The following is a 21626-nucleotide window of genomic DNA, read 5'->3' as shown; positions in this document are numbered from 1 at the left end:
CGTCCCCTCTGTCGGGTCTATAGAGCAAAACAGCGGCGTTAGCCCCGCTTACTGTTATTTAAAGATAGCCAGCTCATCCCAGATGGCGTCAACACGTGCCGTCACCTCAGGATCTTTCTTAATAGGACGACCCCATTCACGCTGGGTTTCGCCTGGCCATTTATTTGTGGCATCCAGCCCCATTTTTGAACCCAGGCCGGAAACCGGCGAGGCAAAATCCAGGTAATCGATCGGCGTATTTTCTACCAGTACCGTATCACGAGCCGGGTCCATACGGGTAGTAATCGCCCAGATGACGTCGTTCCAGTCGCGCGCATTGACGTCATCATCGCAGACGATCACGAACTTGGTGTACATAAACTGGCGCAGGAACGACCAGACGCCCATCATCACCCGTTTTGCATGGCCAGCGTACTGTTTCTTCATCGTGACCACGGCCAGACGGTAGGAACACCCTTCCGGCGGCAGGTAGAAATCAACAATTTCCGGGAACTGCTTTTGCAGGATCGGCACGAAGACTTCATTCAGCGCGACGCCCAGGACCGCAGGTTCATCTGGCGGGCGCCCGGTATACGTTGAGTGATAAATCGCATCTTCACGCTGGGTGATATGCGTGACCGTAAATACCGGGAAATTATCCACTTCATTGTAGTAGCCGGTATGATCGCCATACGGCCCTTCCGGCGCCATTTCACCGGGCTCAATATACCCTTCCAGCACAATTTCCGCGCTGGCCGGTACTTCAAGATCGTTGGAAACGCACTTCACCACTTCGGTTTTGGTGCCGCGTAGCAGGCCGGCAAACGCATATTCTGAAAGCGTATCGGGAACCGGAGTCACGGCGCCAAGAATGGTCGCCGGGTCAGCGCCCAGCGCCACGGAGACCGGAAAACGTTCGCCCGGATGAGCCGCGCACCACTCCTGGAAATCCAGCGCGCCGCCGCGATGGGAGAGCCAGCGCATGATCAGCTTATTCTTACCAATGAGCTGCTGGCGATAGATGCCCAGGTTCTGCCGCTCTTTATGCGGACCGCGCGTGACCGTCAGTCCCCAGGTAATCAGCGGAGCAGCATCTTCCGGCCAGCAGGTCATGATCGGAATACGCGTCAGATCAACGCTGTCGCCTTCAATGATTTTTTGCTGGCAGGGCGCTCCGCGCAGACGCTTCGTCGGCATATTCAATACCTGCCTGAACTGCGGCAGCTTATCGAACAGATCGCGAAAGCCTTTCGGCGGTTCCGGCTCTTTCAGAAAAGCCAACAGTTTACCCACTTCACGCAGCGAGCTGACATCCTCCTGCCCCATTCCCATGGCGACGCGACGCGGTGTGCCAAACAGATTGCACAACACGGGCATGGTGTAGCCTTTCGGGTTTTCGAAGAGCAGGGCCGGGCCGCCGGCACGTAAAGTGCGATCGGCAATTTCGGTGATCTCAAGGTGCGGATCGACCGGCAGGGATATTCTTTTCAGTTCACCCTGCTGCTCCAGCAATGTCAGAAAGTCGCGTAGATCGTGGTATTTCATGGAGTTATTATTAACCTCTATACAGGCGGCTGATTATACGGTGTTCGCCAGCGCCATGCTGTATTTTTGTTAAATTAGAGTGAAAGAACATAGAATTTTTGATTTCACTTATATTGGCTTTCGCGATCGCACCAGGCTTTTGTTATGCTTGCTGCTAATAGAGTGGAAAGAGTTATTATGCAAGCCTGGTATTTACTGTATTGCAAACGTGGGCAGCTTCAGCGCGCCCAGGAACACCTCGAACGACAGGCAGTGAATTGCCTGATGCCGACGATCGCACTGGAAAAAATCATCCGCGGCAAACGCATTACGGTGAGTGAACCTTTGTTCCCCAATTACCTGTTTGTCGAATTCGATCCGGAAATTATCCACACGACGACTATCAGCGCCACGCGAGGTGTGAACAGCTTCGTTCGTTTTGGCGCCCAGCCAGCCACGGTACCGTCCGCGGTCATTCACCAGCTCTCTATCTATAAGCCGGAAGGTATCACCGACCCGGAAACGCCGCACGAAGGCGACTTCGTCTTGATTACCGACGGCGCGTTTGAAGGCCTGCAGGCTATCTTTAGCGAACCGGATGGTGAAGCGCGCTCCATGCTGCTGCTGAATCTGCTTAACAAACAGGTACTGCAAAGCGTCAAAAATACCGACTTTCATAAAATCTGACGGTACGCTTAAAAACGGATGCCAAAGAGCGTTCTGACATTCGCGTCAGTGATCTCTTCCAGCCGCTGAGCCTCCTCCCCGCGCCATCCGGCAATACTGGCCACAATATGCGGCAGGTATACTGGTTCGTTCCGGCGGGAAGCGGGCTTCGGGCTAAGATCGCGGGGCAGCAGATACGGGGCATCCGTTTCAATCAACAGGCGTTGTGCCGGGATATCCGGCAGCAGCTCGCGCAGCTCAAGCCCTCGTCGCTCATCGCAGACCCAGCCAGTGATGCCAATATACAAACCGCGGTTCACACAGGCACGCATTTCTTCGCGGGTTCCGGTGAAGCAGTGCAGCACCGCACCAGGCAGTTTATCCAGCCAGGGCGTGAGGAGCGCCAGAAAACGTTCATGGGCATCGCGGCAGTGCAAAAAAACCGGCATAGACAGCTCGGCTGCCAGCGCCAGTTGCGCGCTGAAGGCGGCTTCTTGCTCCTGCGGGGTTGAAAAGTTGCGGTTGAAGTCCAGCCCGCATTCACCGATAGCAACAACCTCCGGCTGGCGCGCCAGCTGAGAGAGGGAATCGGCCACCGACGCCGTCCAGCTGCTGCTGTCATGCGGATGCACACCGGCGGTTGACCAGCAGCGGGTATAGCGATGTGCCAGCTGCCGGGCCTGCTCGCTTTCATGCAGGTTAGTCCCGGTGAACAGCATGCCGGTCACGCCCGCCGCCTGAGCGCGGGCCACGACCTCATCGCGATCGCGGGAAAACTGTGGACTGGTCAGATTGACGCCGATATCAAACATCGCTTCTCCAATATGACAACCGCCCTGACGGGCGGCTGGTTACTCTTCTTTGCTGCCCGCTTCTTCAGCGGCGGCATCCTCGTCACGCGTCAGACGTTTTCCGGTATAGAAACGCGCGAAGAAAACCCCGATCTCAAACAAGCAGTACATCGGAATCGCCAGCAGCGTTTGCGAGAAGACATCCGGTGGCGTCAGCAGCATACCGACGACGAAGGCCCCCACCAGTACGTACGGGCGCTTCTTACGCAAATCGTCCGGGGTCGTGACGCCCATCCAGCACAGCAGTACGATCGCAACCGGCACTTCAAACGAAACGCCAAAGGCGATAAACAACGCCATGACGAAATCGAGATAGCTGCGAATATCCGTCGAGACCTGCACGCCCTCCGGCGCCGCGTGCGTCAGGAAGCCAAACGCCAGCGGGAAAACGACAAAATAGGCAAAGGCCATACCGATATAGAACAGCAGCGTACTGGAAACCAGCAGCGGCATCACCAGCCGACGCTCATGCTTATACAACGCCGGGGCAACAAACGCCCAGACCTGGTAAAGAATAACCGGCACCGACAGAATCACCGAGACCATGAAGGTCAGTTTGATCGGTGTAAAGAAAGGGGAAGCCACGTCGGTGGCGATCATCGTTGCACCCACCGGCATCTGCCGGATAAGCGGTGCGGAAACCAGCTGATAGATGTCGTTGGCGAAGTACACTAACGCCAGAAAAATGACCAGTATCGCGATGATGCTATTGATCAGGCGCTTACGCAGCTCAATCAAATGCGAAATTAGCGGTTGAGTATCTTCTACGCCCATTTTTACGGTTTATCACTCGATGCAGGGGAGGAATCGGAAGCGGTGACGGCCACTTTTTCTTTGGCGGCCGGGAGAGGCTCCGGCTGCGTAGCGGGGGAGGCTTCAGCAACACTCTCTTCCGGCGCATGCGCAGGCGCGCTGGCCTGATGTTCAGCCGTCGCCGGCGTAATATTCTGACGCTGCGCTTCACTGCCCTTCACTACCGGGTTATGAATCGTGTTTGCTTCGTCGCTCGCTTTCTCAGGATCATGGGCGGTATAAGAGCGTTTCATCGATTCAGCGGCTTCACGCAGCTCATCCATTGACGCTTTCAGCTCCGGCGTCAGGTTCTCCAGGCTCGCCTTTTCCACTTTCTTCAGGCTTTCCTGGAACTCCTGCAGTTTTAGTTCCTGAGTGATCTCATTTTGTACGGTAGCCGCCAGCGATCGTAACGTGCGAATCCAGCTGGCCACCGTTTTTACCGCTACAGGCAGTCGCTGTGGCCCCAGGACAATGAGGCCAATGACGAACACCAGCAGTAGTTCACTAAAACCGATATCGAACACGAATTACACCTGCTCTTTGTCGTGGCGTTTTGTCTCGTCTTTTTTCGCATCATCCGGCTTATCGGCGATCGATTTCGCCGTAAAATCTGCATCCGGAGCAGAATTTTCAGGTTTTTCATCATCGCTCATGGCTTTTTTAAAGCCTTTGATCGATGCCCCCAAATCTGATCCCAGCGAGCTCAGCTTTTTCGTCCCGAAAAGCAGAACCACAATGACGACGACAATTAATAACTGCCAAATACTGATACCACCCATACACGTTCCTCTATGACAGATGATGAATTATTAGGACGCATTATACACGTCATCCCGCGGGCCGCCTCTCTGTCAGACCGCTCGCATGATTTCGCGCAAAAACGAATGCGCTGCGATCAAGGCGCTTGCCATCAGTGCGTTTTCCGCCAGCCAATCAGCCAGGACACCGCGCCAGCGGCCATCAACCAGCCTGGCATCATGCCCCATTCCGGGCGGTGGATAAATAACAGCGTACCACTCAGTAACAGAACCGCACCTATACCAAACAGATAACGGGACTGCCCCTGGCGAACATGTCGCACCTGGAAGTCGCGCGCAATGCTATCCACGCTGGTCTGCAGCTGCTTGCTCTGCTGCAAAGTCTGGTACACCAGTTCAGGTATTTCCGGCATTCTTTCGATCCAGAACGGCGCTTTTTCTTTAAACGCACGCACCAGCGCCGGAATGCCGACCTGATCTTTAATCCACGACTCAAGGAAAGGTTTCGCCGTTTTCCACAAGTCTAACTGAGGATAGAGCTGGCGGCCTACCCCTTCTACGTAAAGTAATGTCTTCTGCAGCAACACCAGCTGCGGCTGCACTTCCATATTAAAGCGCCGGGCGGTGTTGAACAGGTTCAACAGCACATGGCCAAACGAGATCTCAGCCAGCGGCTTCTCGAAGATCGGTTCGCAAACGGTGCGAATAGCAAACTCGAACTCTTCAACATTGGTATCCGCAGGAACCCAGCCGGAATCCACGTGCAGCTCGGCGACTTTACGATAGTCGCGGTTGAAGAAGGCGATGAAGTTTTCCGCCAGGTAGCGCTTATCCTCTTTGTTCAGCGACCCCACGATGCCGCAGTCAATCCCGATGTACTGGGGGTTCTCCGGATGGTTGTAGCTGACAAAAATATTGCCCGGATGCATATCCGCGTGGAAGAAGCTGTCGCGGAACACCTGGGTGAAAAAGACCTGCACGCCGCGTTCCGCCAGCAGCTTCATGTTCGTGCCCTGCGCCTCCAGCGCCTCCACGTCGGAAACCGGGATCCCGTAAATCCGCTCCATGACCATCATGTTTTCGCTACAGTAATCGGAGTAGACCTCCGGTACATACAGCATCGGGCTGTCTTCAAAGTTACGCCGCAGCTGAATGGCGTTAGCAGATTCGCGTAACAGATTGAGTTCGTCCAGCAGCGTTTTTTCGTATTCGCGAACCACTTCCTGTGGGCGCAGGCGGCGACCGTCGGGCAGTAAACGCGGCACCCAGCGCGCAAGACGATAGATAAGTTTCATGTCCGCTTTAATCACCGGCACAATGTCCGGGCGGATCACCTTGATAACGACCTCTTTGCCGTTCTCTTTCAGCCGTGCGGTATGGACCTGCGCGATAGAAGCCGATGCCAGCGGTTCAATCGAGAAATCGTCAAACCAGGCCTCTACGGGAAGGCCGCCCATCGCCTGTTCGATCTGCTGTTTCGCCAGCCGGCCATCGAAGGGGGCCACGCGATCCTGCAGTAGCGCGAGCTGATCGGCAATTTGCGGCGGGAACAGATCGCGGCGGGTGGAGAGCATCTGGCCGAACTTGATCCACACCGGCCCCAGCTCCTGCAGCGCAAGACGCAGACGTTCACCGAGGGGTTGGTTTTTATGACGATTCGGCATCCAGAACAGCATTCGCCGTCCGATACGCAGCGGCAACGTGATACGCATTTTGGGAATGAGCTCATCAAGCCCATAGCTCAAAAAGGTGCGGATAATAAGATACAGGCGCCGTAATTCTCCTGGCGTCATTTGCCCTCCAGCGTTTCCAGCCGTTTTTCCAGCGCGGAAAGCGCGCGTTCTACAGCCGCGGTTTCTTCGCCAAACCAGGCCATTTCCAGCGGCCCTGGCGCCATACGCCACTCTTCGGTCAGCGCCTCAGCGACATAGCGCTGCTGACGCCGGGCGCCGTGCCGCAGAAAGCGCGCTCCGGAACGAAAGACCTTGCTGATCCCTTCCGCAACGATATCGCCGGTGTAAGGCGCCAGCAGTTCAGCCGGATCGAATTCCGCCAGGTCACATAGCGCCACCGTGTTCTGCACTACCTGCAGATCGCCCTGCACTTCCAGGTCACCGCTGCGAATAAGCGCAGTGAGCTGTTGACGGTTGCGCAGTTGGGGCAGCACGCTGAGGCGGGTAATGACGGTGCAGTCGGCATCGCCTTCCCAGTCCCCCAGCACATCCACCTGATGCTCGCCGAAGACCAGCACAACCGGCGTCGATAGCTCCTTCAGCTCAACGCGCAGCACCTTCCCCAGCAGACGCTGGCGAGCAGGTTTTAACGCTTTGTCGCGCCAGAGAAAGGTGTTGAGAGCGGTTTCAATGCCAGCGGTAACCAGTGGTTTGAAAGGCATGCGATCCCCCCTGTCAGAACTTATAACCGCGGTGCAACGCAACGATACCAGCCGTCAGGTTGTAGTAGTCGACGCTTTCAAAACCGGCGTCCTGCATCATGGCCTTCAGGGTCTCCTGATTCGGGTGCATGCGAATAGACTCCGCCAGGTAGCGATAGCTTTCACCGTCTTTGGCAACCAGTTCCCCTACGCGCGGCAGCACGTGGAAAGAGTAGGCGTCATAGGCTTTGCTGAGTGGCTCAATAATCGGTTTCGAGAACTCGAGCACCAGCAGACGACCGCCCGGCTTCAGGACGCGATACATTGAACGCAGCGCTTTGTCTTTATCGGTGACGTTACGCAGACCAAACGAAATCGTGATGCAGTCAAAAGTGTTGTCGGCAAACGGCAGCGCTTCCGCGTTAGCCTGGATGTATTCAACGTTGCCGACGATACCGATGTTGCGCAGCTTTTCGCGCCCCATTTTCAGCATGGAGTCGTTGATATCCGCCAGCATGACGCGACCCGTTTCACCCACCAGGCGAGAGAACTTCGCCGTCAGGTCGCCGGTGCCGCCGGCCAGATCCAGAACGGTCTGTCCACGGCGCACGCCGCTGCAATCGATGGTGAAACGCTTCCACAAACGATGAATCCCGAACGACATCAGATCATTCATAACATCATATTTTGCGGCCACAGAATGGAATACATGCGCCACCATGTCCGCCTTCTGCTCTTTGGCTACCGTCTGAAAACCAAAGTGCGTCGTTTCTTGTGAATCCTCAACCATCTTAATGCCTGCTTATCAAGAAAATGTTCACCGAGTGTAACAGATTCAGCGCATTTCCCATACGCTTCAACGCGGCGTAGCGGGCTCGCCGGGCATCACCTCATCGGCCGGATCGGCGGTAAATTCGTTATCTTCAAGCGATTTTTGGTCTTCTTCAGAACGATACTCATCGTCATGAGCCGTTGCCCGATCGACTAAATCAGGATTAATCCCGCGCTTCACTTCAACGCCGAGACCGCGGAACGCTTCTGCCTGTACCAGCAGATTCCCGCGCCCGGAAGCCAGCTTTTTCATCGCCTGACGATAGTTATCCTGAGCTTTATCCAGGCTCTGCCCGATGGCGGACATATCATCAACGAACAATCGCATTTTGTCGTACAGCCGACCTGCGCGCTCAGCGATTTTCTGCGCATTGCGACTTTGATGTTCATAGCGCCAGAGATTGGCAATCGTGCGCAGCGCCACCAGCAGCGTCGTCGGGCTGACCAGCATAATGTTGTTCTTCAGTGCTTCGCTGATAAGCTCAGGCTGACGGTCGATAGCCAGCAGGAAAGCTGGCTCCACGGGAATAAACATCAGCACATAGTCGAGCGAACGCAGGCCCGGCAGCTGCTGATAATCTTTACGCCCGAGCAGGCGAATATGGTTACGTACCGAGGCGATATGCTCCTGCAGCGCCGCCTCGCGGGTATAGTCGTCTTCGGCATTAAAATAGCGTTCGTAGGCAACCAGCGTCATTTTGGCATCAATGACCACGTCCTTCCCCTGCGGCAGGCGGACGATCACATCGGGCTGCATGCGCGAACGACTTTCCGTTTCGATACTGACCTGGGTCTGGTATTCATATCCTTCGCGTAACCCGGAAGCTTCCAGCACGCGGGTTAACACCACTTCGCCCCAGTTACCCTGCGTTTTGTTATCCCCTTTCAACGCTCGGGTCAGGTTCAACGCCTCCTGTGCCATCTGCGCGTTCAGCTGCTGCAGATTGCGGATCTCATGAGCCAGGGTATGCCGCTCACGCGCCTCCTGGCCAAAACTGTCCTGCACCTGGCGGCGGAAACCGTCCAGCTGTTCACGCAGCGGCGTCAGCAGGCCATGCAAACTCTGCCGGTTCTGCTCCTCAACGCGCCGGTTGCTGTGTTCGAAAATGCGGTTTGCCAGGTTTTCAAACTGCTCGCTCAGACGCTGTTCGCTGTTCGCCATCTGACGAATTTTATCCTCGGCGTGTATCCGGGTAGATTCAAGGCGGGTGGTGACTTCGCGGAGATCGGCCTCCAGAGAGCTATTGATGTCGCGCAGGCTGCGCAGTTCGTTATTCAGCAGCTCGCATTCATCGCGCCAGTGGGCCTCCTGCACCAGCTGCTGGCGCGCGGCGCTGAGTTCGATATCCAGTTCGCGACGCTCCTCGATAAGATCGGCGCGCACCTGGTCAGCTTTGGCTTTAGTCGCCAGCCATCCTGCGACCAGCCCTACGGCCAGCGCCACAACGGCACTTATCACAATCGAGATATCCACAACGCCCCCTGCGGCAACAGCTTACGACACAAAAATAGAATTGTGCTGTATAAACGTCCAGTTTAAAAGCGATTTCCTGCGAGGCGCCGCGCAAAAAACAAAGGCCGGAAGATCCGGCCCTGGGGTGAGAAGTGAGGAATTACAGCAGGCGGCGAGCCGCTTCCACGACGATTTTTACCGCGTGGCTTTCGGTTTGCTTCATGGTTTCCGCGTTCGGAATTTCCTGCTGGGTACGGTTGACGATAACTCCGGCGACCATCCCGGCACGCAGCCCCTGGCTGGCGCACATGGTCAGCAGGGTCGCCGACTCCATCTCGTAGTTCATGACTCCCATGGACTGCCACTCTTCCATAGACCCTTTAAAACGGCTGACCACGCGACCGGAGAAGGTGTCGTAGCGCTCCTGGCCTGGGTAGAAGGTGTCAGACGATGCGGTCACGCCGATATGGGTGGTCGCCCCGATCGATTTTGCCGCTTCCACCAGCGCAGTGGTGCAGGCAAAGTCAGCTACGGCCGGGTATTCCATCGGCGCAAAGTGCAGACTCGCGCCGTCGAGACGTACGGATGCGGTGGTGACCAGCACGTCGCCGACGTTAATGTGTGGCTGGATAGCGCCGGTGGTGCCGATACGCAGGAAGGTCCGAATCCCCAGCTGCGCCAGCTCTTCAACGGCAATGGACGTTGACGGGCCGCCGATACCGGTAGAGCAGACAATGACCGACTTGCCATCCAGTTCAGCACGCCAGGAGGTAAATTCGCGATGAGATGCCAGTTTGACCGGCTTATCCATCAGCGCAGCGATCTTTTCCACACGCTCCGGATCGCCAGGGACGATAGCCAGCGTAGCCCCTTGTAAATCGTTTTTGGTGAGGCCGAGATGAAAAACATCAGACTTAGACATAAAAAACTCCTCTGTGGGTCGAATTATCAGCAGAAGCAAAACGGTACTGTACAGAAGCTATTTGCTTAATTTTGTGACAAAAATCACCATGAACAAAAATCATTGCAATGATTTTCCATAAAAAAGTGATAGGAGTCACATTAACAAGTTATATTCAGCGGGTCTGAACAAAAGATAGCCTGTTTCAGGCACTGTGCTTTGTTAACGTCCGGTCGATAGCGTCTATAGTTATCGATGCGCTAATAAATAAGGGTACGGAGAATACCATGACCACAACCAAGCAACCTGGCTTTGCGCCTGCAGCCACACCACACGCTTCTACCGCCGTTCATACCTCGGAGGAGAGCATCACCACAGGCGAAACGTCGATCCCCACCCAGGGAGAGCACATGCCGGCGTATCATGCTCGTCCGAAGAATGCCGATGGCCTGCTCCCGGTCGTTATCGTTGTTCAGGAAATTTTCGGCGTCCATGAACATATCCGCGACATTTGCCGCCGCCTGGCGCAGGAGGGATATCTGGCTATCGCACCAGAGCTCTACTTCCGCCAGGGCGATCCGAATGACTATACCGATATCCCCACCCTGTTCCAGGAGCTGGTCAGCAAAGTGCCGGATGCCCAGGTGCTGGCTGACCTCGACCATGTCGCCAGTTGGGCCGCACGCCACGGAGGCGATGCTCATCGTCTGCTGATCACCGGCTTCTGCTGGGGTGGACGCATTACCTGGCTTTATGCCGCCCACAACCCGCAGCTGAAAGCCGCTGTCGCCTGGTACGGGAAGCTGGTCGGGCAGAAAACCCTGAACTCAGCGAAATATCCGCTGGATATCGCCGTTGATCTCAACGCGCCGGTGCTGGGGTTGTACGGAGGCAAAGACGCCAGCATTCCGCAGGATACGGTGGAAACCATGCGCCAGGCGCTTCGCGCGGCCAACGCCAAAGCGGAGATCATCGTCTACCCACAAGCCGATCACGCCTTTAACGCCGATTATCGCGCCAGCTATCATGAAGAGTCGGCCAAAGACGGCTGGCAGCGCATGCTGGCGTGGTTTGCCCAGTATGGCGGGAAGCGCGCGTAAGCCGCTAACGGTTGCCGATATGGCGGTTAATCATATCGGCGATCGTTCCGTCATTCATCCATGTCGCCAGGCAACCACAGACAAATTCATAGTGCTGTAGCCTGTTCCGGGGAACGCAAATCGCTTGCTGTATCTGGCTGAAGCTATCAGGCAACAGGTGAAACTGCGGATATTCCCGCGCCACGCTGGCAAGCGGTTGACGGATCCCGGCAACCATATCCCCTTCCCCGGCGATAAACGCGCGGATTGCCTCCTGGGAGGTCGCGTATTGCTGCATCGTCGCCTGGCGTAACGTTCGAATCAGATACAGTTCATAGGCCGCCCCTTTCCCGACGTTAATCGTCACGCCCGGGCGATCCATCTCTTGTACGGAGTGGATATCGCTGTCGTTTCTGACCAGCAATGAACTTTCAATCGTGACATAGGGCGGGGTGAAGCACAGCTGGTCTTCACGCGCGGGATCAATTGCCAGGAAAGCAATATCCCACTGATCCAGTGGGGCCGCATCAACCACTTTTCCGGCCGTCGGCCAGGTCACAAACCGCGCCTCGCAACCGCATTCAGCGGCCAGTTTTTTGGCTAACTCGGCGGTGATGCCGCCAGGGGTGTTATCCGGCAATAGCGTGGCGAGAACCGGGTTCCCCAGATTAATAGCAAAACATAAAGACCGCTGCGGATCGTCGGGCCTGGTCATCATTCTCCCCCGGGAATATCAGTGCTTGCTCAGTGCAGCTAAGCGTAGCCCAGACGGGGAAACTCCGCAGGTTGAACGGTGCATTTGCCGCTACGGAACAAAAAAGACAAAAGAAGAGGAGGCCTGAGCCTCCTCCGGGACGGGGGTGACAAAATTATGCCTGGCGCAGGTTCTGCGCGGCTTTCACCATGTTGGCCAGTGCGGCGCGGGTTTCCGGCCAGCCGCGGGTTTTCAGGCCGCAGTCCGGGTTAACCCACAGACGTTCCGCCGGGATACGCTGCGCCGCTTTCGCCAGCAACGCTTCAATCCACTCCACGCTCGGGACGTTCGGCGAATGGATGTCATACACGCCCGGCCCGATTTCATTCGGGTATTCGAACTCTTCAAACGACTCCAGCAGCTCCATGTCAGAACGCGAGGTTTCGATGGTAATCACGTCCGCATCCAGCGCGGCAATCGAATCCATGATGTCGTTGAACTCGCAGTAACACATATGGGTGTGGATCTGGGTATCATCCCGCGCCACCGCGGCATTGATCCGGAAGGCTTCCACGCCCCACCGCAGGTAAGCATCCCAGTCGCTACGCTTGAGCGGCAGACCTTCACGCAGCGCCGGTTCATCAATCTGGATGATACCGATACCGGCGGCCTCCAGATCCGCCACTTCATCACGCAGCGCCAGCGCAATCTGCTTAGCGATAGTTTCGCGGCTGACATCTTCACGCGGGAAGGACCAGCACAGGATGGTCACCGGACCGGTCAGCATGCCTTTCACCGGTTTGTCGGTCAGCGACTGGGCAAACTTCGCCCACTCAACGGTGATCGCTTCCGGGCGGCTGACATCGCCGATAACCACCGGCGGCTTCACGCAGCGGGAACCGTAACTCTGTACCCAGCCATTTTGCGTGAAGATGAACCCGTCGAGGTGTTCACCGAAGTACTCCACCATGTCATTACGCTCGGCTTCGCCGTGAACCAGAACATCCAACCCTAAACGTTCCTGCTCTACAATCGCCTGCCTGATGTGTTCAGCGATACCGGTGCGGTAGTTGTTCGCATCCAGGTTGCCTTTTTTGAAGTCCAGGCGCAGGCCGCGGATCTCGGTAGTTTGTGGGAAAGAGCCGATGGTCGTGGTCGGCCACGCCGGCAGATTAAAGCGCGCGCGCTGCGCCTGGGCGCGTTCTGCATAAGGGCTGTTACGCTGGCTGTCCTGTGCGGTAATCGCCGCCAGGCGTTTTTCCACTGCGGCATTATGCACGCGGGTTGAGTGGCGGCGAGCCTGAATCGGCGCGCTCCATTCCACCAGTTTCGCCGTATCGCCGCTGTTCAGCGCATCGCGCAGCAGGGCCAGCTCGGCACATTTTTGCAGGGCGAAGGCGAACCAGCTTTTCACTTCCGCATCGAGGCGGGTTTCCACGCTCAGATCGATCGGGCTATGCAGCAGAGAACAGGAAGAGGCAACCCACAATTCGCGCTTACCGACGATATCTTTAATTTGCGCATACTTCTCCGTCAGGTCGGCGCGCCAGACGTTGCGGCCATTGATCAGGCCCGCAGAGAGCAGCCAGTCGGCTGGCAGACGCTGGTGCAGATCGGCCACATTATCTTTACCGTGAACCAGGTCAACATGCAGGCCCTGTACCGGCAGCGCGGTGATGGTGTCGAGGTTAGCGGTGATGCCTTCAAAGTAGGTGGTCAGCAGCAGCTTAACCTGACCTGCGAGCGCGTCATACGCTGGTTTAAACGCATCCAGCCACGCCTGCGGCAGCTCCAGCACCAGAGCCGGCTCGTCAATCTGCACCCACTCGATACCGCGTTTTGCCAGCTCTGCCAGCACCTGCTGATAAACCGGCAGAATGTCGTTCAGCAGACTCAGGCGGTCAAACTGTTCGCCTTTTACTTTGCCGAGCCACAGATAAGTCACCGGTCCCAGCAGGACGGGTTTAATCTTATGACCCAGCGCCAGCGCTTCGTCCACTTCATCCAGCAGCTGGGTCCAGGTCAGCTTAAACTGCTGGCCTTTGGTGAACTCTGGCACCATGTAGTGGTAGTTGGTGTTAAACCATTTGGTCATTTCTGCCGCTGCCGCCGGTTCGCCGGTCGGCGCACGGCCGCGGCCAATGCGGAACAGGGTATCGATATCAACCGAGCCATCTTTGTTCTGATGACGAGCCGGCACGTTACCCAGTAGCAGGCTGGTGGTCAGAACATGGTCGTACCAGGCGAAATCGCCCACCGGCAGCAGGTCAACGCCCGCTTGCTGCTGCTGCCCCCAGTGGCGGGCGCGCAGCTCGCGGCCCACCGCCAGCAGTTCTTCGCGGGTCGAGTTACCCGCCCAGTAGCTCTCTTGCGCTTTTTTCAACTCCCGACGCAGGCCAACGCGAGGGAAACCGAGGGTGTGATTAATAATTGTCATTTTTAAGACCTCATAATTTTTTAATCCGAAGGATTTCGGATTTAGGGAAGGCGGCAAACTTGATCATCCCCGGGAGCTTACTCATGTAAGTGACCGGGGTGAGCAAGCGCAGCCAACGCACCATAAATTCGAAAGACACAGGATTTAGCCATCCAGATGTTTACACATCCATAATTGACAGGTACTGTATATTCCTCAAGCGCAAATTATTCATGCCGAAGTGAAGGACTTTCATGATCGAAATTAAACACCTGAAAACGCTACAGGCGTTGCGGAACAGCGGGTCTCTGGCAGGCGCTGCGGCAGCACTGCATCAAACCCAGTCCGCCTTGTCTCACCAGTTCAGCGATCTGGAACAGCGCCTTGGCTTCCGCTTGTTTGTACGTAAAAGTCAGCCTCTGCGCTTCACGCCGCAGGGGGAGATCCTGCTGCAACTGGCAAACCAGGTTCTGCCGCAAATCAGCCGTGCGTTGCAGGACTGCCACGAGCCGCAGCAAACCCGCCTGCGCATCGCTATCGAGTGTCATAGCTGTATTCAATGGCTGACTCCGGCGCTGGAGAGTTTCCGCGCCCGCTGGCCGCACGTCGAAGTGGATTTCCAGTCTGGCGTCACCTTTGACCCGCAGCCCGCCCTGCAGCAAAGCGAGCTGGACCTGGTCATGACGTCCGATATCCTGCCGCGTAGCGGCCTGCACTATTCGCCAATGTTTGATTATGAAGTCCGTCTGGTGCTGGCGCCGGAGCATCCGCTGGCGGCGAAAACGCGCATCGCGCCGGAAGATCTGGCGTCGGAACTGCTGTTGATTTATCCGGTTCAACGCAGTCGCCTGGATATCTGGCGCCACTTCCTGCAGCCGGCCGGTATCAGCCCGCAGCTCAAAAGCGTTGATAATACCCTGCTGTTAATCCAGATGGTCGCCGCGCGGATGGGCATCGCTGCCCTGCCGCACTGGGTGGTGGAAAGTTTTGAGCGCCAGGGTCTGGTGGTCACCAAAACCCTGGGCGAAGGACTGTGGAGCCGACTGTACGCCGCGGTACGCGACGGCGAACAGCGTCAGCCGATCACCGAAGCGTTTATTCGCTCAGCGCGGAATCACGCTTGCGATCATTTGCCCTTTGTCCGGAGTGCGGAGCGACCCAACGGCGATGGACCCACAGTGAGGCCAGGATCACCAGAGCCCCTGTAATAAAGCTCGGCCAGTGGGGCTGCTCCTGCCAGATGGCAAGGTTAACCAGCAGCCCGGCTGGCACGTGCACGTTATTCATAATGCCCAGCGTGCCGGCATCCACCTGCGTGGCTCCGTAGTTCCACATAAAGTAGCCCAGCCCCGACGCCGCCACGCCCAGCCAGACCAGCACGCCCCACTGTAGCGTGGTGGTTGGCAACCGCTGCGGATTACCCAGCATAAACCAGGCCGCTACCGCCACCAGGAAAGCCCCCATATAGAACCACGCAAAGGCGTTGTGCTGCGGCATCGGACGCAACTCCATCAGGCGCTTATAGCCCACCATGCCGATAGCAAAACTGAGGTTCGACAGCTGAACCAACAGCAGCCCGGTCCAGAAATGATCGCTCACTTTGTCATAGCGAATAATCGCCGCGCCCAGTACCGCCAGTCCCGCGCTCAGCAGATATCCCCAGCGGAGCTTGCGTCCGCTCAGCAAATCGTAAATCAGCGTGATATAAAGCGGCGTAAAAACGGTAAACAGCAGGAATTCAGAAACCGTCAGGTACACATAGGCGCGGAATGCCAGCAGGTACATGATGCCAAGCTGCATCGCGCCGACCAGCATGTAGAGCACGATAGTACGCGGCGATTGCCCGCGGGTACGCAGAAACGGCAGAAACACCAGCGCCGCCAGCCCCACGCGCATGAGCACGGAAAAGTAGCTATCAACGCTACCTGCCAGGTATTCGCCTATCAGGCTAAAGGAAAAAGCCCACAGGATAGTGGTAATAATCAGTAGCGCCACAATGAATGTCTCTCAGGAAGAAGTGCACTCATTGTAGCGAAGAGTCAGGTTGACAACTGGTCGGTAAACAAACAGTCGTCAATCTTTATCAGGCGAGATAGAGCTTACGCAAATAGTGCGGCACCGCATCGTCAGCGTTGCTGCCGATCACCTCCAGATCCGGATGCAGGTCTTTCAGCCGCTGGTGAGCATTCTGCATGATGCAGCCTTTGCCCGCCATCGACAGCATTTCTGCGTCGTTCATGCCATCGCCGAAAGCGATGCAGTCTTGCAGGCGATAGCCCAGCATTTTAGCAACCGCTTCCAGCGCATGCCCCTTCGACACGCCCCCGGCCATCACTTCCAGGCAGGTCAGCGTGGAGAAGCTGACGTTCACGCGATCGCCCCAGCGGGCGTTGATCGCCTGCTCCAGCGGCAGCAGATGCTCATGATCTTCGCAAGTGAAAAATACTTTGCTGATCCCGTCCGGATCAAGCTCGCCCGCTTCGTAGAGCTTGTAGTTGAACACGGCTTCTTTGAAAAAACGCATCTCTTCCGGGCGATGACGGTTCATATACCACTCGTCTTCGCGGTAGACGTTGGTCACCACTTTCGGGTCATTGCGCATCATTTCAAACAGATCGGCTGCGATGTCGCGGTCAAGGTTATGGGCAAAGATCTGTTTTCCCTCGCCGTCGTGCACGCGCGCGCCGTTGGAGGTGATCATGTAGGATTGAATGCCGAGATTATCGCGAATCTGACCGACATCGATGTAATGACGGCCGGTTGCGAAGACAAAATCGATCCCGCGCGCGGTCAGCAGCTGCAGCGTCTCTTTTGCGTAGGGAGTTAAGTAGTGATCGGGGGAAAGCAGCGTGCCATCTAAGTCAGACGCAACAACCTGGTACATAAAAATTTTAACCTCTAAGCAGAGCGACGAGCGTTTCGCCGGATTAAGAGCCAGGCCCATCAGGCTCTAATTATGTCGACCAAAAAAATCGACGATGGCATTCAGCGCGACTGAGCGCATAGCGTCCTTTTCAAAAAGGATCTCATGGTATGCCCCTTCGATGACAAGCGGCTTATTACCTTCGCAGGGCCGACCTGCCGCGGCACGGAATGCGCAGTAGCGTTCGTGCATGCGGTTATCGACCACACGTTCTTCTTCTGCCTGCAATAACAATGTGGGAGTGGTGTCTTTCTCTACGCCCGCCAGCGCTTCTTCCCCGGCGAGGATCCCCTCGCGCACCCAGTGGTAGGTTGGCCCGCCGACGCGTAGCTGCGGTTCATCGGCATAGAAGCGCAGATTACGGCGATAGCGTTGGCGACTGTGCGTCAGCACGTTGACCGAAAAAGGCAGCGCCCGCCAGCGACCGGTACCCAGCGCATACTCTTCACGAATGCGCTGATGGCCCTCAGCCCAATCGAGAATATGGCGTACCATCCAGTCCGGGAAACGCATCACGATCCCAAACATGGGCGCGCACAGCGCAATGGCGTCGCAATGTTGTTGGTGGCGCTGCAAAAACAGCGTCGCGATGGCGCCCCCCATCGAATGCGCAAGGATAAACCGTTTTCGCCAGTGGCCGGGGGCAACTTCCTGCTGCCAGAGCGCGGCCAGATCGTCGACATAATCGCTAAAGCGCACTACGTGGCCGCGATGGCTGTCGGTCAATATTCGCCCGGATCGCCCCTGGCCGCGATGGTCGATAATCATCACGTCAAAACCGCTGTGGAAAAGATCGTAAGCCAGCTCGGCATATTTAACGTAGCTTTCAATACGCCCCGGACAGATGACCACGACCCGGTCGTTATCTTTGGCGCAAAAGCGAACAAAACGGACCGGGACATCGTCTACGCCCCTGAATTCCGCCTCTTCCCGCTGATGCCAGAAATCGGTGAGCGGCCCCATCGTAAAAGCCGCAAACGCGTTTTCTCGTGTATCCCAATCCTTTTGCTGCCGAAACATCGGGCTTACACCCCTGTTAACCACTGAAAATCATTTTTTTATCGCGTATCACACAATGCTTACGCAATAGCGTATTGTGGCATAAAAACAGACAATCAGGGAGTTTCTCATGACGTTCGAGTGGTGGTTCGCCTATCTGCTGACATCCATTATCCTCAGCCTGTCGCCGGGTTCCGGGGCCATCAATACCATGACGACCTCGATCAACCACGGCTACCGCGGCGCGGCGGCCTCGATTGCCGGATTACAAACCGGGCTGGCGATTCATATCATCCTCGTTGGTATCGGCCTGGGAACGCTGTTTTCCCGCTCGGTGCTGGCCTTTGAAGTGCTGAAGTGGGCCGGGGCGGCTTACCTTATCTGGCTGGGGATTCAGCAGTGGCGCGCGGCGGGATCGCTCAATCTTAATACCCTGGCAAAGGCGCAAACGCGCGGAAAACTGTTCCAGCGCGCGGTTTTCGTCAACCTGACCAACCCGAAAAGCATTGTCTTTCTCGCGGCCCTGTTCCCGCAGTTTATCGTGCCGCATCAACCGCAGGTCATGCAGTATCTGGTACTCGGCGTCACCACTATCGTGGTGGATATCATCGTGATGATTGGCTACGCGACGCTGGCGCAGCGTATTGCCGCGTGGATTAAGGGGCCGAAACAGATGAAGGCGCTGAACAAAATCTTCGGATCGTTGTTTATGCTGGTAGGCGCGCTGTTGGCTTCCGCACGCCATGCCTGACGGGAGAGGCCCGGTTTGCCTTCAGCAAACCGGGAAAATCCGCGCTTAGCGCGAAATGATCAGATGGATGCCGAAGCCGGCAAACAGCGTACCGGCAATGCCGTCGATCCATTTTGCCATTCGCTGGTAACCACGACGCATGGCCGGTAAGGCGAACAGGCTGGCCACGATGGTAAACCAGACCAGCGTTTCCAGAACGATCAGCAGGAAAATCCCCCAGCGCTCGCCCGTGCCGACGCTATCGCCGACAAACAGTGAGAAGACAGAACCAAAATAGATAATCGCTTTAGGGTTGGCGAGGTTGATCAGCAGCCCTTTCAGGAAGCTGCGCCCACTGCGGGCCAGCTCGACCTGCGGCTCCGCCGCCGGCGCATCGCTTTTCTTCAGCGCACCGCGCAGCATCTGATAGCCCATCCAGCACAGGTATAAGCCGCCGCCGACCATGATAATGGTATGCAGCCAGGCCATTTTCTCGATAATCAGGTGCAGGCCAAGCAGCGCGACGCCCGCCCAGACCATCACGCCACAGGTAATCCCCAGCACGCCCATCATCGCCTCTTTACGAGAACGGCTAACGGCGGTCTGAGAGACAAAGAAAAAGTCCGGACCTGGACTCATCAGCGCAATGATATGCACCAGCGCGACGGTGAGGAAAAGCATCAGCATGATTGAACCCTAATCTATCGGTAATATTTAGCAGGAATATAGTGCAGACCGAAACTATCCTGACACTTTTTCACCCGGCTGACTACTCATCTTCACCATCAATGTGCGCGCGGATCAGCGCCATAAACTCTTTGCCGAAACGCTCCAGTTTTCGCGTACCGACGCCGTTCACGCTCAGCATCTCACCGGCGGTTATCGGCGACTGTTCGGCCATTTCGATCAGCGTCGCGTCGTTAAAGACGACGTACGGCGGGATATTTTCCTCATCGGCAATCGCTTTACGCAACTTGCGCAGCTTGGCGAACAGCTTGCGGTCATAATTACCGCCGAAGGATTTTTGCATCGCCTTCGGCTTTAACGCCACGATACGCGGAACGGCGAGCTGCAGCGGAACCTCACCACGCAGCACCGGACGTGCGGCTTCGGTCAGCTGTAGCGCCGAATGCTGGGCGATATTTTGCGTGACCAGGCCAAGATGAATCAGCTGACGAATCACGCTGACCCAGTGTTCATGGCTCTGTTCCCGGCCGATGCCGTAGACCGGCAGCTTGTCATGCGCCATCTCGCGGATACGCTGATTATTGGCCCCGCGCAGGACCTCCACCACGTAGCCCATACCGAAGCGTTGGTTCACGCGGTAAATGGTCGAGAGCGCCTTACGCGCGTCCATTAACCCGTCATACTGTTTTGGCGGATCGAGGCAGATATCGCAGTTGCCGCACGCTTCCTGGCGCCCTTCGCCAAAATAGTTGAGCAGCACCAGACGGCGACAGGTTTGCGCTTCGGCAAACGCGCCCATTGCGTTCAGCTTGTGGCGTTCAATGTCCTGCAGCGGCCCGGCGGGCTTCTCCTCCAGACAGCGACGCAGCCACGCCATGTCGGCCGGATCGTAAAACAGCATCGCTTCCGCCGGCAGACCATCGCGCCCGGCGCGACCGGTTTCCTGGTAGTAGGATTCAATATTACGGGGAATGTCGAAGTGCACCACGAAGCGGACGTTGGGTTTATTGATCCCCATGCCGAAAGCGACCGTGGCCACCACGATTTGCAGATCATCGCGCTGGAATTTCTCCTGCACATCCGCACGAATGTCATTCTCCAGCCCGGCATGATAGGCCGCCGCGCTGATTCCGCGGCTTTGCAGACGGGCGGCGGTATCTTCCACTTTCGAACGGCTGTTGCAGTAGATAATGCCCGATTTGCCGCGCTGGTCCTGCACGTAGCGCATCAGCTGATCGAGCGGTTTAAACTTCTCCATCAGCATGTAGCGGATATTCGGGCGGTCGAAGCTGCTGACCTGAATCAGCGGGTCGTTCAGCCCCAGCAGACGCACGATATCCCGGCGGGTGGTGTCATCGGCGGTGGCGGTTAACGCCATAAACGGAATCTGCGGCACGCGCTGGCGCAGTTGGCCCAGGGCAGCATATTCCGGACGGAAATCATGCCCCCACTGGGAAATACAGTGCGCTTCATCCACCGCCACCATTGCCAGGTTCCAGTGGCTGAGATGCTCAAGGAAATTATCCAGCATCAAGCGCTCGGGGGCGATATACAGCAGGCGAATTTGCCCACTGCGGCAGCCGGCCATGACCTCCTGCTGCTGCTCGCGGCTCTGGGTCGAGTTAAGGCAGGCGGCGGCCACGCCGTTGGCCAGCAGTTGGTCGACCTGATCTTTCATCAGCGAGATCAGCGGCGATACCACCACCGTCAGGCCGCCAAGCACCAGCGCTGGCACCTGATAGCACAGCGATTTGCCGCCGCCGGTCGGCATGACGACCAGGCAGTCGCGCCCGCCCAGCGCCGTATCGATAATGGTTTCCTGGCCTGGGCGAAACTGCTGGTAGCCGAAGGTTTCCTGTAAAACCTGCTTTGCCAGCAATGTTTGATTCAATACTTCCGCCTGCGCCACGTTGACCCCGTCTGCCTGAAAAGAAAACAGGCGCTATTTTCAGCGCCAGTGAGCCAG

The 21626-nt window shown here is 56.7% G+C and carries 21 protein-coding genes; 4 read left to right on the top strand and 17 right to left on the bottom strand.

Translation table 11 applies throughout. The features are described from left to right. Positions 1-54: 54 nt before the first annotated feature. On the bottom strand, positions 55-1524 hold the full coding sequence (gene ubiD, locus CWM52_RS21740) for a 4-hydroxy-3-polyprenylbenzoate decarboxylase (protein WP_100685982.1): 1470 nt from the start codon (positions 1522-1524) through the stop codon (positions 55-57). Positions 1525-1701: 177 nt separating this feature from the next. On the opposite strand from ubiD, the gene rfaH reads away from it, so the two are divergent. Beyond that, entirely contained in the window at positions 1702-2190 is a 489-nt protein-coding gene (gene rfaH / locus CWM52_RS21735) for a transcription/translation regulatory transformer protein RfaH (protein ID WP_100685981.1), read from the top strand. Between the two features lie 8 nt (positions 2191-2198). Here rfaH and tatD read toward each other — a convergent pair whose 3' ends face one another. From tatD to udp, 9 genes are all read right to left on the bottom strand, one after another. After that, on the bottom strand, positions 2199-2981 hold the full coding sequence (tatD, locus tag CWM52_RS21730) for a 3'-5' ssDNA/RNA exonuclease TatD (RefSeq protein WP_100685980.1): 783 nt from the start codon (positions 2979-2981) through the stop codon (positions 2199-2201). Between the two features lie 39 nt (positions 2982-3020). After that, the gene (tatC, locus tag CWM52_RS21725; protein ID WP_100685979.1) at positions 3021-3794 is read right to left on the bottom strand and encodes a Sec-independent protein translocase subunit TatC; all 774 of its coding nucleotides are present in this window, start codon (positions 3792-3794) and stop codon (positions 3021-3023) included. Positions 3795-3796: 2 nt separating this feature from the next. Beyond that, positions 3797-4339, bottom strand: a complete 543-nt coding sequence (gene tatB, locus CWM52_RS21720) for a Sec-independent protein translocase protein TatB (RefSeq protein WP_100685978.1) — start codon at positions 4337-4339, stop codon at positions 3797-3799. Positions 4340-4342: 3 nt separating this feature from the next. Beyond that, positions 4343-4594 carry a Sec-independent protein translocase subunit TatA gene (tatA, locus tag CWM52_RS21715; protein ID WP_100685977.1) on the bottom strand — a complete coding sequence of 84 codons (252 nt, stop codon included), beginning with the start codon at positions 4592-4594 and terminating at the stop codon, positions 4343-4345. A 131-nt stretch (positions 4595-4725) separates the two neighbouring features. Continuing rightward, positions 4726-6366 carry a ubiquinone biosynthesis regulatory protein kinase UbiB gene (gene ubiB, locus CWM52_RS21710; protein ID WP_100685976.1) on the bottom strand — a complete coding sequence of 547 codons (1641 nt, stop codon included), beginning with the start codon at positions 6364-6366 and terminating at the stop codon, positions 4726-4728. Then, the gene (gene ubiJ, locus CWM52_RS21705) at positions 6363-6968 is read right to left on the bottom strand and encodes a ubiquinone biosynthesis protein UbiJ (RefSeq protein ID WP_100685975.1); all 606 of its coding nucleotides are present in this window, start codon (positions 6966-6968) and stop codon (positions 6363-6365) included. Before ubiJ ends, ubiB begins: the two co-directional genes overlap by 4 nt. Positions 6969-6981: 13 nt before the next feature. Next, the gene (ubiE, locus tag CWM52_RS21700; RefSeq protein ID WP_100685974.1) at positions 6982-7737 is read right to left on the bottom strand and encodes a bifunctional demethylmenaquinone methyltransferase/2-methoxy-6-polyprenyl-1,4-benzoquinol methylase UbiE; all 756 of its coding nucleotides are present in this window, start codon (positions 7735-7737) and stop codon (positions 6982-6984) included. 66 nt (positions 7738-7803) lie between these two features. Then, the gene (rmuC, locus tag CWM52_RS21695) at positions 7804-9252 is read right to left on the bottom strand and encodes a DNA recombination protein RmuC (RefSeq protein WP_100685973.1); all 1449 of its coding nucleotides are present in this window, start codon (positions 9250-9252) and stop codon (positions 7804-7806) included. 139 nt (positions 9253-9391) lie between these two features. Further along, positions 9392-10153, bottom strand: coding sequence for a uridine phosphorylase (gene udp / locus CWM52_RS21690; RefSeq protein WP_004869655.1), 762 nt, complete (start codon positions 10151-10153; stop codon positions 9392-9394). A gap of 266 nt (positions 10154-10419) precedes the next feature. Between udp and CWM52_RS21685 the strand changes: the two genes are divergently transcribed. Then, positions 10420-11232, top strand: a complete 813-nt coding sequence (locus tag CWM52_RS21685) for a dienelactone hydrolase family protein (RefSeq protein ID WP_100685972.1) — start codon at positions 10420-10422, stop codon at positions 11230-11232. 4 nt (positions 11233-11236) lie between these two features. Here CWM52_RS21685 and CWM52_RS21680 read toward each other — a convergent pair whose 3' ends face one another. Together CWM52_RS21680 and metE are read right to left on the bottom strand one after the other, a co-directional pair. Continuing rightward, entirely contained in the window at positions 11237-11926 is a 690-nt protein-coding gene (locus tag CWM52_RS21680; protein WP_100685971.1) for a transporter substrate-binding domain-containing protein, read from the bottom strand. A gap of 154 nt (positions 11927-12080) precedes the next feature. Continuing rightward, the gene (gene metE / locus CWM52_RS21675; RefSeq protein ID WP_100685970.1) at positions 12081-14342 is read right to left on the bottom strand and encodes a 5-methyltetrahydropteroyltriglutamate--homocysteine S-methyltransferase; all 2262 of its coding nucleotides are present in this window, start codon (positions 14340-14342) and stop codon (positions 12081-12083) included. Positions 14343-14575: 233 nt separating this feature from the next. Between metE and metR the strand changes: the two genes are divergently transcribed. Then, positions 14576-15529, top strand: a complete 954-nt coding sequence (metR, locus tag CWM52_RS21670; protein ID WP_100685969.1) for an HTH-type transcriptional regulator MetR — start codon at positions 14576-14578, stop codon at positions 15527-15529. On the opposite strand, the gene CWM52_RS21665 is transcribed toward metR, so the two are convergent. The 3 genes from CWM52_RS21665 to pldB form a co-directional block, all read right to left on the bottom strand. Then, positions 15417-16316 carry a carboxylate/amino acid/amine transporter gene (locus tag CWM52_RS21665; protein ID WP_100685968.1) on the bottom strand — a complete coding sequence of 300 codons (900 nt, stop codon included), beginning with the start codon at positions 16314-16316 and terminating at the stop codon, positions 15417-15419. The two genes, metR and CWM52_RS21665, sit on opposite strands and share 113 nt — an antisense overlap. Positions 16317-16404: 88 nt before the next feature. Next, on the bottom strand, positions 16405-17205 hold the full coding sequence (gene yigL / locus CWM52_RS21660) for a sugar/pyridoxal phosphate phosphatase YigL (RefSeq protein ID WP_100685967.1): 801 nt from the start codon (positions 17203-17205) through the stop codon (positions 16405-16407). 66 nt (positions 17206-17271) lie between these two features. Next, positions 17272-18264, bottom strand: a complete 993-nt coding sequence (pldB, locus tag CWM52_RS21655; RefSeq protein ID WP_100685966.1) for a lysophospholipase L2 — start codon at positions 18262-18264, stop codon at positions 17272-17274. A gap of 109 nt (positions 18265-18373) precedes the next feature. On the opposite strand from pldB, the gene rhtB reads away from it, so the two are divergent. Continuing rightward, complete coding sequence (rhtB, locus tag CWM52_RS21650) at positions 18374-18994, top strand: homoserine/homoserine lactone efflux protein (RefSeq protein WP_100685965.1); 621 nt, start codon at positions 18374-18376, stop codon at positions 18992-18994. 45 nt (positions 18995-19039) lie between these two features. Here rhtB and rhtC read toward each other — a convergent pair whose 3' ends face one another. Then, positions 19040-19660 carry a threonine export protein RhtC gene (gene rhtC, locus CWM52_RS21645; protein ID WP_100685964.1) on the bottom strand — a complete coding sequence of 207 codons (621 nt, stop codon included), beginning with the start codon at positions 19658-19660 and terminating at the stop codon, positions 19040-19042. A gap of 82 nt (positions 19661-19742) precedes the next feature. Then, positions 19743-21569 (bottom strand): ATP-dependent DNA helicase RecQ, encoded by a 1827-nt coding sequence (gene recQ / locus CWM52_RS21640; protein ID WP_100685963.1) that lies wholly within the window; start codon positions 21567-21569, stop codon positions 19743-19745. Between the last annotated feature and the right edge of the window lie 57 nt (positions 21570-21626).

Origin of the sequence: Raoultella sp. T31, assembly GCF_002806725.1 — a bacterium.
Taxonomy (GTDB): Bacteria; Pseudomonadota; Gammaproteobacteria; order Enterobacterales; family Enterobacteriaceae; genus Klebsiella; species Klebsiella electrica.
The sequence above is the reverse complement of the archived record's forward strand: the minus strand, read 5'-3'. Positions and strand labels throughout refer to the sequence as shown.